The 13,429-nt window shown below is 70.5% G+C and carries 13 protein-coding genes; 6 read left to right on the forward strand and 7 right to left on the reverse strand.

What is annotated here, in order from left to right:
* Nucleotides 1-33: 33 nt before the first annotated feature.
* Nucleotides 34-594 carry a heme-binding protein gene (locus ACIA8L_RS25305; RefSeq protein WP_395908659.1) on the reverse strand — a complete coding sequence of 187 codons (561 nt, stop codon included), beginning with the start codon at nt 592-594 and terminating at the stop codon, nt 34-36.
* Between ACIA8L_RS25305 and ACIA8L_RS25310 the strand changes: the two genes are divergently transcribed.
* From ACIA8L_RS25310 to ACIA8L_RS25320, 3 genes are read left to right on the forward strand one after another with little or no spacing between them, the layout of a single operon-like run.
* On the forward strand, nt 512-1,657 hold the full coding sequence (locus ACIA8L_RS25310) for a sensor histidine kinase (protein WP_395908661.1): 1,146 nt from the start codon (nt 512-514) through the stop codon (nt 1,655-1,657). The genes ACIA8L_RS25305 and ACIA8L_RS25310 overlap by 83 nt on opposite strands.
* Nucleotides 1,654-2,280, forward strand: a complete 627-nt coding sequence (locus ACIA8L_RS25315) for a response regulator (protein ID WP_395908663.1) — start codon at nt 1,654-1,656, stop codon at nt 2,278-2,280. The genes ACIA8L_RS25310 and ACIA8L_RS25315 overlap by 4 nt, the downstream gene beginning before the upstream one ends.
* Complete coding sequence (locus ACIA8L_RS25320; protein ID WP_395908665.1) at nt 2,277-2,942, forward strand: ankyrin repeat domain-containing protein; 666 nt, start codon at nt 2,277-2,279, stop codon at nt 2,940-2,942. The genes ACIA8L_RS25315 and ACIA8L_RS25320 overlap by 4 nt, the downstream gene beginning before the upstream one ends.
* 8 nt (nt 2,943-2,950) lie before the next feature.
* Here the strand turns inward: ACIA8L_RS25320 and ACIA8L_RS25325 are convergent, their stop codons facing one another.
* The 3 genes from ACIA8L_RS25325 to ACIA8L_RS25335 all read right to left on the reverse strand — a co-directional run bounded on the left by ACIA8L_RS25325 (nt 2,951) and on the right by ACIA8L_RS25335 (nt 8,182).
* Nucleotides 2,951-4,294 (reverse strand): EAL domain-containing protein, encoded by a 1,344-nt coding sequence (locus ACIA8L_RS25325; RefSeq protein WP_395908667.1) that lies wholly within the window; start codon nt 4,292-4,294, stop codon nt 2,951-2,953.
* 290 nt (nt 4,295-4,584) lie between these two features.
* Nucleotides 4,585-6,990, reverse strand: coding sequence for a penicillin acylase family protein (locus ACIA8L_RS25330; RefSeq protein WP_395908669.1), 2,406 nt, complete (start codon nt 6,988-6,990; stop codon nt 4,585-4,587).
* Between the two features lie 52 nt (nt 6,991-7,042).
* The gene (locus ACIA8L_RS25335) at nt 7,043-8,182 is read right to left on the reverse strand and encodes a type III PLP-dependent enzyme (protein ID WP_395908671.1); all 1,140 of its coding nucleotides are present in this window, start codon (nt 8,180-8,182) and stop codon (nt 7,043-7,045) included.
* Nucleotides 8,183-8,343: 161 nt separating this feature from the next.
* On the opposite strand from ACIA8L_RS25335, the gene ACIA8L_RS25340 reads away from it, so the two are divergent.
* Complete coding sequence (locus tag ACIA8L_RS25340) at nt 8,344-8,889, forward strand: hypothetical protein (protein ID WP_395908673.1); 546 nt, start codon at nt 8,344-8,346, stop codon at nt 8,887-8,889.
* 89 nt (nt 8,890-8,978) lie between these two features.
* Here the strand turns inward: ACIA8L_RS25340 and ACIA8L_RS25345 are convergent, their stop codons facing one another.
* From ACIA8L_RS25345 to ACIA8L_RS25355, 3 genes are all read right to left on the reverse strand, one after another.
* Nucleotides 8,979-9,593 (reverse strand): GNAT family N-acetyltransferase, encoded by a 615-nt coding sequence (locus tag ACIA8L_RS25345; protein ID WP_395908675.1) that lies wholly within the window; start codon nt 9,591-9,593, stop codon nt 8,979-8,981.
* Between the two features lie 66 nt (nt 9,594-9,659).
* Nucleotides 9,660-11,186 (reverse strand): APC family permease, encoded by a 1,527-nt coding sequence (locus ACIA8L_RS25350; RefSeq protein WP_395908677.1) that lies wholly within the window; start codon nt 11,184-11,186, stop codon nt 9,660-9,662.
* Between the two features lie 50 nt (nt 11,187-11,236).
* Entirely contained in the window at nt 11,237-11,875 is a 639-nt protein-coding gene (locus ACIA8L_RS25355; RefSeq protein ID WP_223095356.1) for a GPP34 family phosphoprotein, read from the reverse strand.
* A 196-nt stretch (nt 11,876-12,071) separates the two neighbouring features.
* Here ACIA8L_RS25355 and ACIA8L_RS25360 point away from each other — a divergent pair, with 196 nt between their 5' ends.
* Together ACIA8L_RS25360 and ACIA8L_RS25365 are read left to right on the forward strand one after the other, a co-directional pair.
* Nucleotides 12,072-12,923 carry a helix-turn-helix domain-containing protein gene (locus ACIA8L_RS25360; RefSeq protein WP_395909043.1) on the forward strand — a complete coding sequence of 284 codons (852 nt, stop codon included), beginning with the start codon at nt 12,072-12,074 and terminating at the stop codon, nt 12,921-12,923.
* A gap of 36 nt (nt 12,924-12,959) precedes the next feature.
* Nucleotides 12,960-13,172: a DUF397 domain-containing protein gene (locus ACIA8L_RS25365; protein ID WP_395908680.1), complete on the forward strand. Its 213-nt coding sequence runs from the start codon at nt 12,960-12,962 to the stop codon at nt 13,170-13,172.
* Nucleotides 13,173-13,429 lie beyond the last annotated feature (257 nt).

Below are 13,429 nucleotides of genomic sequence, written 5' to 3' on the forward strand. Positions count from 1 at the left end.
CGCCGCCACGGCCATCGCCCCATGCGGTCCGGTTCAGCGCAGGGTGGCGGCCCCGGCGGTGGCGTACTGCTCGTCGAGGTCGCCGCTGGGTGCACCGCCGACGCCGATGGCGGCGATGGGCTGGCCGTCGACGGTGATCGGGACGCCGCCGGCGAGGAAGAGGGTGCCGGGGATGTCGCGCAGGGTGGCGCCGCCGCCGGTCACGCGGCCGGCCAGGACGGAGGTGGGCTGGCCGAAGGAGACCGCGGTGAAGGCCTTGCGGTGGGCGGACTCGGCGGTCTGCGGGCCGGCGCCGTCGCCCTTGAGTTCGACCTGGACGGTTCCGGCGCGGTCCAGCACGACGACCGTGACGCGGTGGCCGCCCTGCTCGGCGGCCTTCAGCGCGGCCTGCGCGGCCTTGACCGCGGCGTCGATGGACAGCGACCGGTTGTCGACGGTGACGTTCTTCGAGGCAACGGCGGCGGGGGTACCGGGGGCCGCGTTCGCGCTGACCGTCAGGCCGGTGACGCCGATGACGGCGGCGGCTCCGGCGGCGCCGGCGGCCAGGGCGAGACGGCGGCGGCGGGGCCTGCTGCTGCTGACCGCCTCGAGCACCCGCTACATCGCCTACCACGGGTGGGACGCCGGCAGCGCCGGTCCGCTGCTGCTGGCCGGTGTGCTGCTGAGCGCCTTCCTGCTGAACGAGCTGACGAACCGGGCTCCGGTGATCCGCTTCGCGGTCCTGACGGGCGCGTTCCTCGCGCTGGTCTTCGCCGCGCCGAGCTTCGCCTGGTGCGCGATCCCGCTGTTCTTCGCCGGGCTGCTCCAGCTGCCGCGGCGAGCGATCTGGCCGCTGGTCGCGCTGCTCACCGCCGCGGTGGTCATCGCGCAGGTCCGGCTGGCCGACCGGTTCGACCTGAGCCTGCTGCTCGGCCCGGCCGGCGTCGCCGTGCTGACCGCGGCCGTCTTCCTCGAGCTGGACCGGCAGAACCGGGCCCGCCGGCTGGCCCTCGACGAGCTGGTCGCCGCGCGGGAGGAGCTGGATCGCAGCCAGCGGGAGGCGGGCGCGCTGGCCGAGCGGGCCCGCCTGTCCCGGGAGATCCACGACACCCTGGCCCAGGGGCTGTCGAGCATGAACCTGCTGCTGCAGGCGGCCGACCGGGACTGGACGGCCCACCCGGACCAGGCCCGGGCGCACGTCCGGGCGTCGGCGGCCACGGCGCGGGACAACCTGGCCGAGGCCCGGCGGTTCGTGCGCGGCCTGGCCTCCCCCGCGCTCGATGACGCGACGCTGACCGAGGCGCTGTCGCGGCTGTGCGCGGCGGCCGAACGCGACACCGGCACGGCCGTCCGCTTCACCGTGACCGGCGCGCCGCTCGCGCTGGACCTGGACTACGAGGTGGCGCTGCTGCGGGTGGCGCAGAGCGCGCTGGCCAACGTCGGGGCGCACGCGGGGGCCGGGCAGGCCGCGGTGACGCTGACCTACGGCGACGACGAGGTGATGCTCGACGTCTACGACGACGGCGCCGGCTTCGACCCGGCCGCGGTCACCGGCGGGTTCGGGCTCACCGGCATGCGCGAGCGGATCGCCCGGCTCGGTGGCACGGTCAGTGTCGAGAGCGCGCCCGGCGAGGGCACGGCGCTCGCGGTACACCTCAAATTCCGGGAGGCGGCATGACGCTGCGGGTGATGGTGGTCGACGACCATCCCGTCGTGCGGGCCGGGTTGCTGGCGCTGCTCAGCGGCCAGGCGGACCTGGAGGTGGTGGCGGAGGCGGCGACCGCGGACGACGCGGTCCGGCTGGCGGCCGCCCTGCGCCCCGCGGTGGTCCTGATGGATCTGCAGCTCGGGGACGGCGTCGACGGGGTCGTGGCCACCGACCGGCTCCGCGCGCTGCCCGACCCGCCCCGGGTGCTGGTGCTGACCACCTACGACACCGAGACCGACATCGTCCGCGCGGTCGAGGCCGGCGCGACCGGCTACCTGCTGAAGGACTGCCCGCCCGAGGAGCTGTTCCGGGCCGTCCATGCCGCCGCGGCCGGGCAGACGGTCCTGTCGCCGCCGATCGCCGCCCGGCTCATGAACCGGCTGCGCGGGCCGCAGGACACGCTCAGCGCCCGGGAGATCGAGATCGTCGGCCTGCTCGCCCGGGGCCGCTCCAACCGCGAGATCGGCCGAGCGCTGTTCATCAGCGAGGCCACGGTCAAGACGCACCTGGTGCACATCTACACGAAGCTCGGCGTCGACTCGCGCACCGCCGCGGTCCACGCCGCCGTCGAACGGAAGCTGATCCGCCGGTGAGACGCCGATCCCTGCCGTTGCTGCTGTCGTTCCTGTTCGCGCTGGGCGCCTGCTCCGCCCCGGCTCCGGCCCCGGAGGGCACTATGACCGCCGACCTGCTCACCGCCGCGGCCGCCGGCGACACCGAGGGCGTCCGCGCGGCGCTGGCGGCCGGCGCCGACCTCGAAGCCCGCGACGAGCACCGGCGCACGGCGCTCCTGCTGGCGGCGGCCAACGACCGCGTCGAGGCCGCGCGCGTGCTGGTGGCGGCCGGCGCCGACCCGGACGCGCTCGACGACCGGCACGACACGCCGTGGCTCGTGACCGGCGTGACCGGCAGCGTGGCCATGCTGGAGGCGCTGCTCCCGGCCGGGCCGGACCTGACCGTCGTGAACCGCTACGGCGGGGTCTCGGTCATTCCGGCCAGCGAACGCGGCCACGTCGAGTACGTCCGCCGCGTCGTGCGGACCGGCATCAACGTCAACCACGTCAACAACCTGGGCTGGACGGCGCTGCTGGAGTGCGTCCTGCTCGGGGACGGGTCGGCCGCATACCAGCAGATCGCGCGGATTCTGCTCGACGCCGGCGCGAACGTCCACCAGCCGGACAAGGACGGGGTGGACGCCCTGCAGCACGCCCGCGACCGCGGCTACGCCGAGATCGTCGCCGTCCTCGCCCGCTGACCCGGCCGTCAGCGGGGCAGTTGCTGCAGGATGATCCGGGCCATCTCGGTGACCAGGGCGCGGTCCTCGGTGTGGGCGAACTCCAGCGCCGCCGCCGAGCCGCGGCCGCTGACCGCGGCCGTGTAGCGCGGCGCCACCACCACCAGTGCGCACTCCTCCACCGGGGCGTTGCCGCCGAGTGCGAACCGTACCCCCGGACCCACCGACGCCGGGTGCAGCGGTGCGACCAGGCCGACGAACGCGGCCCGCTCGGCCAGGGTGGTCAGGGCCGGCAGCCAGGTGCGGGCGGTGTCGGGGCTGGTGCAGCGGGCCAGGACGACGGCGCCGTCGCCGGCCCGGCGCAGGACGTGCTCCAGGTGGGTGGTGAAGATCTCGGGGGTGGCGGGGCGGGACCGGCCGCGGGCCGCGGCGGCCTCGAACGGGGTGCCGGTCGGGAGGTGGAGCTGCGGGCGGGACCGGCGCAGCGCCCCGGCGTCCGCGAACGGCTGGGGTGCCAGCGGACCGGGGCCGCCGAACAGCAGGCCCTGGCCCCAGTTCGCGCCCAGGGCGCGGGCGTTGGCCAGGTCCTGCGGGGTTTCGATGCCCTCGGCGACGATCGTGGCGCCGGTCTGCTCGGCGACCGCGTTGACCGCGGCCACCACCTCGATGGTGCGGGCGGCGTGGGGGGTGCGCAGGAGCTGCAGGTCGAGCTTCACGACCTCGGGCTCCAGCAGCGGCAGGAACGCCAGCGACATGGGGTCGGCGCCGACGTCGTCCAGGGCCAGGCCGTGGCCGTGGGACTGGACCGCGGCGGCCAACTGGAGGAGGGCGGCCGGGTGGGCGGCGAGGGCGCGCTCCGTGTATTCGAGGATCATCCGGAACGGGGCGTCGCGCATCAGCCGCTCGAGGCGTTCGGACAGTGGCTGGTCGACCACGGCCGGCTCGGCGTTGACGAAGACCAGCGGGACCTCGTGCGCGTGGGCGGTCTCCAGGGCGCGCTCGGCGCACAGGGTGTCGAGCTCGGCCAGGCGGCCGGCGGCCATCGCGGCGGTGAACAGGTCGCGGGCCCGCCACAGCGGGCTGCCGACGGGGCCGCGGGCGAGGGCCTCGACGCCGACCGGGCGCAGGTCGCGCAGGTCGACGATCGGCTGGAACAGAGGCTCGACGGCCCGCTCGGCCAGGATGCGCTCGATGGTCCAGTCGGACTCGCGGAACGCCAGCTCGAGCACGGCCGCGCGGGTGCCGGTGGCGCCCGCGTGCTCGTCGTGCATCCCCAACGGAGTGACCTCGACGGTGTCGTCCTCAGGACCGAGGACGGCGGCATTGGTACGGCGTGCACGCAGCACATTGCGCGAGGCGAGCGTGCGCGTCACGCGGGAGCGGAACGACGACGGCCGCAGCGATGCCTGTGCTGGGATCGACACGGAGGGTGAAGAAGTGGTAGCGGCGGGAGGAACACTCGGCCATTCCTGGGCCTGCATGCCAACCTCCCGGCTCGACACCGCCATGTGCCCCCGCGACACACCTTAAGCCCTGATCCACTGGCAAACCAGCCGAGCAGCTCAGGGGTGGGTCTCCGCAAACATCGAGCGAGGTGAAGATTACGCAACGCTCACGCCGTGACCCCGGGTGGGTGCCCCGGGGTCACAGGCTGAGCGCGCGATCAGGCGGTGGCCGCGATGACCTCGACCGACTTGGTGTCGGCGCTGATGGCCGCGGCCGAGTACGAGCAGTCGCGGAGCCGCTTCTGCGAGTACAGCTGCGTCTGGTCCGAATAGTTGGGCGAGGCGCGGTCACCGGACTCGCTGTAGGTGAGGATGCACTTCGCGGACGGGCCGCTGCTGGTGTAGGCCAGGGTCAGCAGGAAGCTGGTGCCGTAGTTGACCACGTAGCCCTTGTCGGTCAGGTCGCTGCCGGGCACGAACGTGCCCGGGTCCATGAACGGCTCCAGCGACGTGCCGGGGGCGACCTGATACTGCGCCATGTTGGCGATGCCGAGGTTCTCGGTGGAGCCCGGCACCGGGATCTTGACGCCGTTCTTGATCGTGTACTGCATCTGCGACATCTGCACGTTGAGCGGCAGGCCCACCGTCCGCATCCGCTGCATGCCGCGGGCCAGGCCGGCCAGGATCTCGTTCGGGGAGGCCGGTGCGCCGCGCGGGGTGCGCGTCGGGTCGGCCGGGTTGAACGGGACGCCGAAGAGCGGTCCGGCCTCGTTGAGCGCGCCGGGGTTGGCCGCGACCACCGCGCCGATGGTCTCGCGCCACAGCACGGCACCCCGGCTGGCGAGCTCCATCTGCTTGTCCCAGGCCGCCAGCACGGTACACCCGGGGGCGATGTCGACAGCGGTGCCGTCGACGACGACCGGTGTGTGTCCGCGGGCCTGGCAGGCCGAGACGGTGTAGGCGGCCAGCTGCGAGGCCGTGTAGGTGTCACCGGACAGGATCGTGGGGCCCAGGTCGGCCAGGGCGAACTTGGCCTTGCTGTTGATCAGTTTCGCGTTCTGCCGCGTCCGCACGCTCAGCGGCGTGCCCTCCGGACCCTGCAGCGGCGTGAAGCCGGTCAGGAACTGGTTGGCGTTGGGCACCCAGTGGCTGTCGTTGGAGTTGAAGACGTAGTCGCGGCGGGTCAGCTGCGGCTGGCGGGCGAACGGCACCAGGCCCGGGGAGCGGGCGCCCGGCTCGTTGACCCAGGCGTTGGCGCTGTTGCTGCCGTCGAGCAGGCCGAGCGGGTTGCTCGCCCACTCCGCGATCGAGGCCGGCGAGAGGTTCGGCGTCGGCGAGGAGTCGGTGTAGAACGCGTTGCCGGCCGAGTCGGTGGCGATCGTGTTCACCCACGGGATGCCCTGGTTGGCGGCGATGGCGTTGCGCAGGCCGTTGGTGTCGGTGGCCCGGGCCATGGCCAGCCAGGTCGGGATGAGCTTGTCGTTGTCGATGTTCGCGTCGCGGTAGGTGATCGCGGAGAACTCGTTCCACCCGAGCGACGGGTCGATCGCCGACAGGTCCAGGACCGGGCCGTAGCGCGTCGAGTACATGGTCCGGGTGACGGGGGCCAGGGTGCCGCCCGGCTGCTTGACCTGGAGGGTGACGCTCTTGCCGGTCATCGCCTCGGGGACGCCGTCGACGGTGTATCGCGTCGGCTGCCCGGGCACCAGGTTCACCGAGTAGAACGTGTAGCGGGCACCGGCCGCGACCGTGTGCGTCCACGCGACCTTGTCGGTGAAGCCGATCTGCACGCCGGGCAGGCCGCCGAGGCTCGCACCGTAGACGTTGAGGCTGCTGCCCACCGTGAGCTGCGACTCCCAGAAGCGCAGCTCGCCCTCCCACGGGAAGTGGGGGTTGCCGATGAGCATGCCCTTGCCGGTCTGCGACTTGTCGGCGCCGAGGGCCCAGCCGTTGCTGGACACGGCGCTGCTCTGGTCCATCAGCTGGGCGACGTCGTCCTTCACCTGCTGCTTCGACACCGCGAGGGCGGCGGTCGACGGGGGCGTCGCGGCCGCGATCGGGAAGATCAGCGCGCCGCCGCTGGCCAGCAGGGCGATGTCGCGGTCGTAGGCGAGCAGGTCGACGGCCGTGATCGGCTTGACCCACGGCTGGCCGGCGCACCAGCCGGGCACGCGGGCCGCGCCGCGGTTGGCGAGGAAGGCGTTGTAGCCGCGCACGAACCCGTTGACCATGTCGCGGGTGTCGCCGGTCATCGTGGCCGCCTGGACCTGGGCCCGCTCGATCACGCCCAGGTTGGCGTAGGCGAAGTCGGTGGCGAGGTTGGCGTCGTCCGGGCCGGGGCCGAAGTAGCGGGAGCGCTCGCTGCGCACCTTGACGATCTGGTCGGCGAGGTCGCAGAAGCGGTCCTCGGCGTAGGCCCAGGCCTGCCCGAAGGCGACGGAGCCGACGTTCGACGCGGTGATGTGGGGCACCCCGTAGGAGGTGCGCTTGATGACGGCGGCGTATCCGCCGGCGGCGACCTGATCGGCGGCCGCGAGGGCCGGATTGGCGCTGACGGCGACGACGGCGGTGGATAACAGCGCCGCTGAGGCGAGCGCGGTGACGACCCGGCGGGTTCGGGACACTATTCCTCCGTTGGAGCGGCCGAATGATGAAGCCCCGTTGGAACTGAGCGCGTCAACCACAGTACGCAGCGTCATCACTGGTTTCAATGGCCACACCAGTCACACAGCGCTGCACCGGAGCATCGAAACCGTTAAATCTCGATGCATAGACAGTGGTATATGCACCGGTGCCGCCGATGTACACCTGATCACCGGCGCGAAGATCCGCCGACAATTCCACGTCAAACATGATCGTGTCCTGGCTGTCGCACGTCGGCCCGGTCAGGTGAAACCGGTCGCGGACCGCGCCGGCCCGCGAGTCGGAGACGGGAAACCGCAGCTGATTGCCGGTTTCCAGGCTCTCCATGAGCCCGTTGAAGGCGCCCACGTCGAGGTGCGCCCAGCGCCGGCCGCCCCGCACGGCGGTGCCGATCACGGTCGTGCGCAGCGTTCCGGCCGCCGCGACGAGGGCCCGGCCCGGCTCGCAGACCGCCGAAACCGGGTAGGGAAGATCGCGCAGGGCGGCGCCGATCGTCGCGCCGTAGTCCGCCAGCGGCGGGATTTTGCCGGTGTACTTCGCGGGAAAACCACCGCCGAGGTTCACCATTTGCAAGAACAGATCTTCGGCCGCCAATTTAGACATCACGTACCCCACGGCCCGCAGCGGCGCCCGCCACGCGTGCGGCAGCAGCATCTGCGAGCCGACGTGGAAGGCCGCGCCGTAGGGGATCAGCCCGCGCTCGCGTGCGGCCAGCATCAGCGTGACGGCCTGATCGGCGTCAATGCCGAACTTGCCCTCGCTCGGCACCCCGCTGCGGATCTGGTGCGCGGCCAGCCGCACCACGACGGCCGCACCGGGCGCGGCCACGGCGAGCTTGTCCAGCTCGTCCTCGGAGTCCACGGCGAAGCGCCACACCCCGGCCGCGTGCTGACGGGCGATGTGCGGCAGCGGCTTGACCGGATTGCTCGACAGCACCGTCGCGGGGTCGGTGCCGATCGCGACCAGGGCGTCGAGCTCGGTCGCGGAGGCGATCTCGAAGCGGCCGCCGAGGGCCTGGAGCAGGGCGAGGATCTCCGGATGGGGGTTGCACTTCATCGCGTAGTGCACCGCCACGCCCGGCAGCGCGGCGGTGAGCTCGCGATACGCGGCGGCCACCCGATCAAGATCGATGACCAGCTCGGCGGGGGGCGGGAAGGCGTCGAGGCGGTCCATGGACCCTCCCGAAGATCGCGGATGGCGACGGAATGAAGTCACCATATTGCACTCGGTGACTCTTGGACTACTCTCAATACACCATCGATCGAAAAATGTTGATCGACTTTTGGGTTACGACCCAACCACGTGCCCAGCCGACGGCGATCGGAGTGCTCGACATGAACGTCAAGATTGTCGATCTGGTGCAGGGTGACCTGCGAGAAGAGGCGTGGACACTCTACTCGGAGGCATTCGCCGAGCTCAACGCGCTGGCCGTCCAGCGCCACCTGATGTACCGCAACGAGTTCGACGACGTGATGGACGACCCCAGGGTGCACAAGTACCTGTGCCTCGACGACGACGACACGGTACGGGGCGTCTCGATCTACACCAACCAGCTGGACGCGGTGCCGCTCATCTCACCGCCGTACTTCCAGCGCCGCTGGCCGGAGCACTTCACCGAGAAGCGCATCTGGTACTGCGGCTTCGTGGCCACCCAGGCGGACACCCGGGCGGCCACGGCATTCGGCGAGCTGGTAACCGCGATGTACCTGACCGCAGCGGCGCAGAACGGTCTCATCGCCCTCGACTTTTGCAGCCGAACCGACGAGGTGCGGCGCATGTCCCGCGTCGTCCGCCTGATGCTCCACCGCCTCTCCGGCGATGTGAAAGCTCAGCGAATCGACGAGCAACAGTTCTGGTTGTATGAGTTTCCGGCGGTTTAACGCGCCGGAACAGCTTGCACCTCGACGTGGCTGGACCTGTCGGGGGTCCTGCTCAGAGCAGAGCAGCATCGCAGCCGCGCTCATCCCTTTTACAGCAACGGTTCCCGCCACATGGGCCAAACCGGGGGGCCGTCCGGCAGCATGATCGGACGGCGGCTCTGATAGCCGTGCCTCAGGTACAGCTCGCGATTACGGGGATCGTTCGCCTCCAGGTATGCGGGGAGGCCGGCGCGGTCGAGCCTGGCGTGGTGCCGGGCCAGCAGCGCGCTGCCGATTCCCAGGTTCTGCCGGTCGGGCCGCACCGCTACGAACGCCAGGTAGTGGTGCGGCCCGAGCGGGTGTTCGGCCTCCAATGCCGCGTCGAGTTCGCACACGCGGTCGTATGCGTATCCCGCGACGTCCTTGAGCCGGCTGTCGTAGTCGACCGGCGCCGGGATGACGTGCGTCAGCGGGAACCACAGCGCGACCCCGGAAAGTTTCCCGTCGATGGGGTCGACGCTGGCGTACACCTCGCCGTGGTGCACCGCGTGCTCGGCGAAGATCGCGAAGTACTCGGGGCTGGACTGGCGGCGCAGCGCGTCGGCCGGCATCAGCCAGCGGGCGACCGCCCCGTCGCTCATCGCCGCGACGAGCACGTCGGTGATCTCCTCGGAGCCGACCGGATCGATGTCACGGACGACCACGTCCTGAATGGCGTGCGTCATGTGATCCTCTCCCGAACGAGCCGTGCGGGGCTCTACTCAACGAAACGGCCGGTGGACGGTGCCGGTTCAGGCCGCATGGTGTGCGACGTCGGCGGTGACGCGGTGCGGCCTTGTGGGCCGCCCGAAGACGCTTTCCGCCGCCACGAAGCCCTCGGTGCCGCGGCCGATCCCGGCGTAGGCATCCGGCCGGGTGCCGCGCATGATCGCGGCCCAGCCGATGCCGAAGAGGGCGCAGAGCGCGTAGATGGTGGAGAACAGCCAGTTGAACGGCGAGTCGTCGTCGACCTGCAGCAGGTCGCCGAGGCCGATCACGGTGGCCAGCAGCACGAAGGTCAGCAGCAGGAACGCCAGCAGCGGCGCGATCCGGGCCCGCCAGACGTTCTCCCGGCGCCGGTTGCGCAGGAAGAAGCCGACCACCGCGGCCGACGTGGCCCACATGAGCATCAGCACCCCGAGCCCACCGGCCACGGTCATCCACGCGAAGAGATGCACCAATGGGTCGGTTTTCGTCACGAAGTACAGAATCAGCACAATGAGCGCAATCACGCTCTGGGTCACCGAGCCCGCGATGGGGGCGCCGGTGCGGGGGTGCGCCGAGCCGTAGATCCGCGGGAGCACCCGCTCGCGGCCGAGCGCGAACTGGTAGCGGGTCACCGAGGTGTGGAAGGCCAGCATCGCCGCGAACACGCTGGTGAGGAACAGGATGTAGCCGATGTTGACCAGGGCCTCCGGCACGTAGGGCGTGACCAGGTTGAACACCAGGTTGGTGGTGTCGGCCCGGGCCTCGCCGACGATGTCGCCGGCGTTGCTGGACATCGCGAACGCCGAGACGCCGCAGAGCAGGCCGGGCAGCAGCACGGCCCAGTGGGTGGCCCGGCCGATGGTCTTCTTCGGGTCCTTGGCCTCCTCCGAGAGCACGACCGTGGCCTCGAAGCCGACGAAGCCCGCGATCGCCAGCACCAGCATCGCGACCACCTCGGGGGTGGCCAGCTGGGCCGGGTTGAGCGCCTGGAAGTCGGCCCGGCCGCCGTGCGGGTGGGCCAGCATGACGAAGTCGTAGATCAGCACGATCGCGATCTCGACGGTGAGCAGGACCGCGAGGACCTTGCCGCTCAGGTCGACCCAGAGCACGCCGAGGATCGCCACCAGGAACCAGCCGACGAGCGAGCAGACGAACCAGCTCACGTTGATCCCGCTGGCGAACAGGATGCTCTGGGCCACGACCCCGAACAGGCCGAGCAGGCCGATCTGCATGGCCGCGTAGGCGGGCAGCGCGATGAACGCGGCCGCCACCCCGATCATCCGGCCGAGGCCGTGGCTGATGTAGCTGTAGAAGGCGCCGGAGTTGACGATGTGGCGGCTCATGGCCACGAAGCCGACGGTGAACAGGGACAGGACGAGGGCGGCCACGAAGTAGACCAGCGGGACGGCGGTGTTGCCGACGACGGCGTAGATCGTGGAGATCGAGCCCAGGATGACCGTCAGGGGTGCGGCGCCGGCGACGCCGAAGAACACCACCGACGGCACGCCGAGCCGGTTGTTGGCCAGTCCGCGCGCGACGATGTCGGGCCCGGTCATGGTCGTACGCGCCATGGTTCGTCTCTCCTCACGCGGGCCTGCTGGGCCCGTGGTGGTGCGGCGGACTACCGGCGGCCGGCGGCGAGGGCTGAACCCACCGCGGCTTCGGTGTACTGCACGAGCTGAACGAGGTCGTCGGGGAGCGAGCTGAGGATCCCGGGCATGGCCTGCATGCAGTCGCGCTGCTGCTGAGGGCTGAAGAACACGTAGCGCGTCAGGCCGGTCGCCACGACGAGCGCGACGAGCACCCGGTCCGAGAGGTTCATGGAGCGCCGCCGGCCCAGCGCCTCCGCCAGCCGGATCGACTCCCAGGCCGCGGCGTTGCGCTGGTCCGGGTTGACGGGCATGTAGAGGGTCTGCGCGCCGAGCAGCTTGCGCTTCGTCACCGGCTCGACCACCCCGGCCCGCAGGAGCCGCTCACCGACCTGGTCGGCCGCGTCCTGGGACAGGTAGGCGAGCCAGGTCCGGATCTCCTTGTGCTGCGGCTGGGCGACGAGCAGGTCGAGCAGCGTGTGGCAGAGGGAGTCGCCCGGCGGCTCGTGGCTGACGACGTAGAGATCGCCGGTCATGGCCCGGAGGCGTCCGAAGAGCATGAGCTCGCCGAGCAGCCCCGCCGCGAGCCCGAGGCCGGTCGCCCTGGGGTGCAGCCGGGTGCGTCCGGTCCGATCGTCGTGGGCAATCAGGTAGTAGCTGTTGGCCAGCACTGCAAATCACGCTCCCCGGCACTAGGCAAAAGGAGATCATGAATGAATGGAGGTTCATCCTCGATGTCCCCAGCATCATGTACCAAGCACTGCGCGTAGTGCAACGAGTACTAGACTCGGAGTATGAGCCAACCACAAATTGCATAGGATCGCGGACGTGCAGACGGACACCACCAGAACACCCGAAGAGGGACCGGTGGCTGTCGACGAGGGGCCTACACTTCGCCGTCGTCGGCTGGCCGCCGAGTTGAAGAAGTGCCGCGAAGACGCCGGCTTTACCCAGGAAGCCGTGTCGCGCCAGTTCGAATGGCACTCAGCCAAGGTCACCCGCATCGAGAACGCGCGGGTGCCGGTCACTCCCCGGGATGTCAACGATCTTCTGACGCTGTACGGCGTGGCCGACAGCGACTACCGCGACGCCCTCATGACCCTGGCCCGGCTGGCCCGCCAGCGCGGCTGGTGGACGGACTACAAGGACGTCATGCGGCCCGGCAACTTCGTGGGCATGGAGGCCGACGCCTCCTCGGCCAAGGTCTGGGAGCCCATCGTGCTGCCCGGGCTGCTGCAGAGCGAGGCCTACATGCGCGCGCTCATCGACACCGGCCGCAGCCACGACCCCCAGGAGGCCAACGACCGCCGGGTCGAGCTGCGAAAGACCAGGCAGCGCCGCCTGACCGGGGTATCACCGCTAAACTTCTGGGCGATCGTTGACGAGGCCGTGGTCCGCCGGCTCATCGGTGGCCCGGAGGTCATGCGTGACCAGTGGCAACGGCTCATAGACGCCACTGCTCTGCCCAACGTCACGCTGCAGGTGCTGCCCTATGACGCTGGTCAACACGCGTTCCTGGGCGGTTCGGTCGCACTGCTGGAGTTCCCCGACGTCGCCCACTTGGACGTCGTCTACCTCGAAGGACTTGCCGGGGACTACTACGAGGAGCAGCCTGCAGAGGTCAAGCGTTACCGGGTCGAGTTCGAGCGCCTCAGCACGAGAGCACTCACGGAGGAGGAGTCGGTCGGCATGATCAAGCGCCTGCTCGACGGCCTCTGACGGCTGGGGAATTCCGCCGGGGAGGAGGTGCTATGCATGGCAACGCATTTTCAGAACGCAGCCTGGCGTAAGAGCAGCCGCAGCAACGGAAACGGCGGCGCGAATTGTGTGGAGGTCGCGGTCGTCTCCCGAGAAATTGGGGTCCGCGACAGCAAGAATCCCACGGGGCCGGTTTTGACATTCACGCCCGTGGATTGGGCGTCGTTCGTGGACGGCACGAAGCTCGGTCGCTTCGATTCCGCCCACTAACGACGTGCTAGATCGATGGCGGTGCTGCGAACACCGTCATTGAATTGTGCAACGGCAGATCGCCGTGCCACATTGACACAGCGCCGCCAGGAATGACGGCACCGTGCCAGGCACGTCGACTCGCCGCTCATGGCACTACACCGTGCCATGGTCGAACCGGTACGCCTGACGGCGCGATAACGGAGGGCCGGTGCGCGAGCATCGGTCCTCCACAATTGGACTCATCGATGCTATTGCTTATCCTGGCCCGTGCCCAG

It is taken from the genome of Dactylosporangium sp. NPDC051541, assembly GCF_044454505.1.
Lineage (GTDB): Bacteria > Actinomycetota > Actinomycetes > Mycobacteriales > Micromonosporaceae > Dactylosporangium.

Coding starts and splice junctions, on each gene's coding strand:
- ACIA8L_RS25310 (WP_395908661.1), top strand. CDS start 512: ATGACGGCGGCGGCTCCGGCGGCGCCGGCGGCCAGGGCGAGACGGCGG.
- ACIA8L_RS25315 (WP_395908663.1), top strand. CDS start 1,654: ATGACGCTGCGGGTGATGGTGGTCGACGACCATCCCGTCGTGCGGGCC.
- ACIA8L_RS25335 (WP_395908671.1), bottom strand. CDS start 8,182: ATGGACCGCCTCGACGCCTTCCCGCCCCCCGCCGAGCTGGTCATCGAT.
- ACIA8L_RS25340 (WP_395908673.1), top strand. CDS start 8,344: ATGAACGTCAAGATTGTCGATCTGGTGCAGGGTGACCTGCGAGAAGAG.
- ACIA8L_RS25345 (WP_395908675.1), bottom strand. CDS start 9,593: ATGACGCACGCCATTCAGGACGTGGTCGTCCGTGACATCGATCCGGTC.
- ACIA8L_RS25350 (WP_395908677.1), bottom strand. CDS start 11,186: ATGGCGCGTACGACCATGACCGGGCCCGACATCGTCGCGCGCGGACTG.
- ACIA8L_RS25365 (WP_395908680.1), top strand. CDS start 12,960: ATGGCAACGCATTTTCAGAACGCAGCCTGGCGTAAGAGCAGCCGCAGC.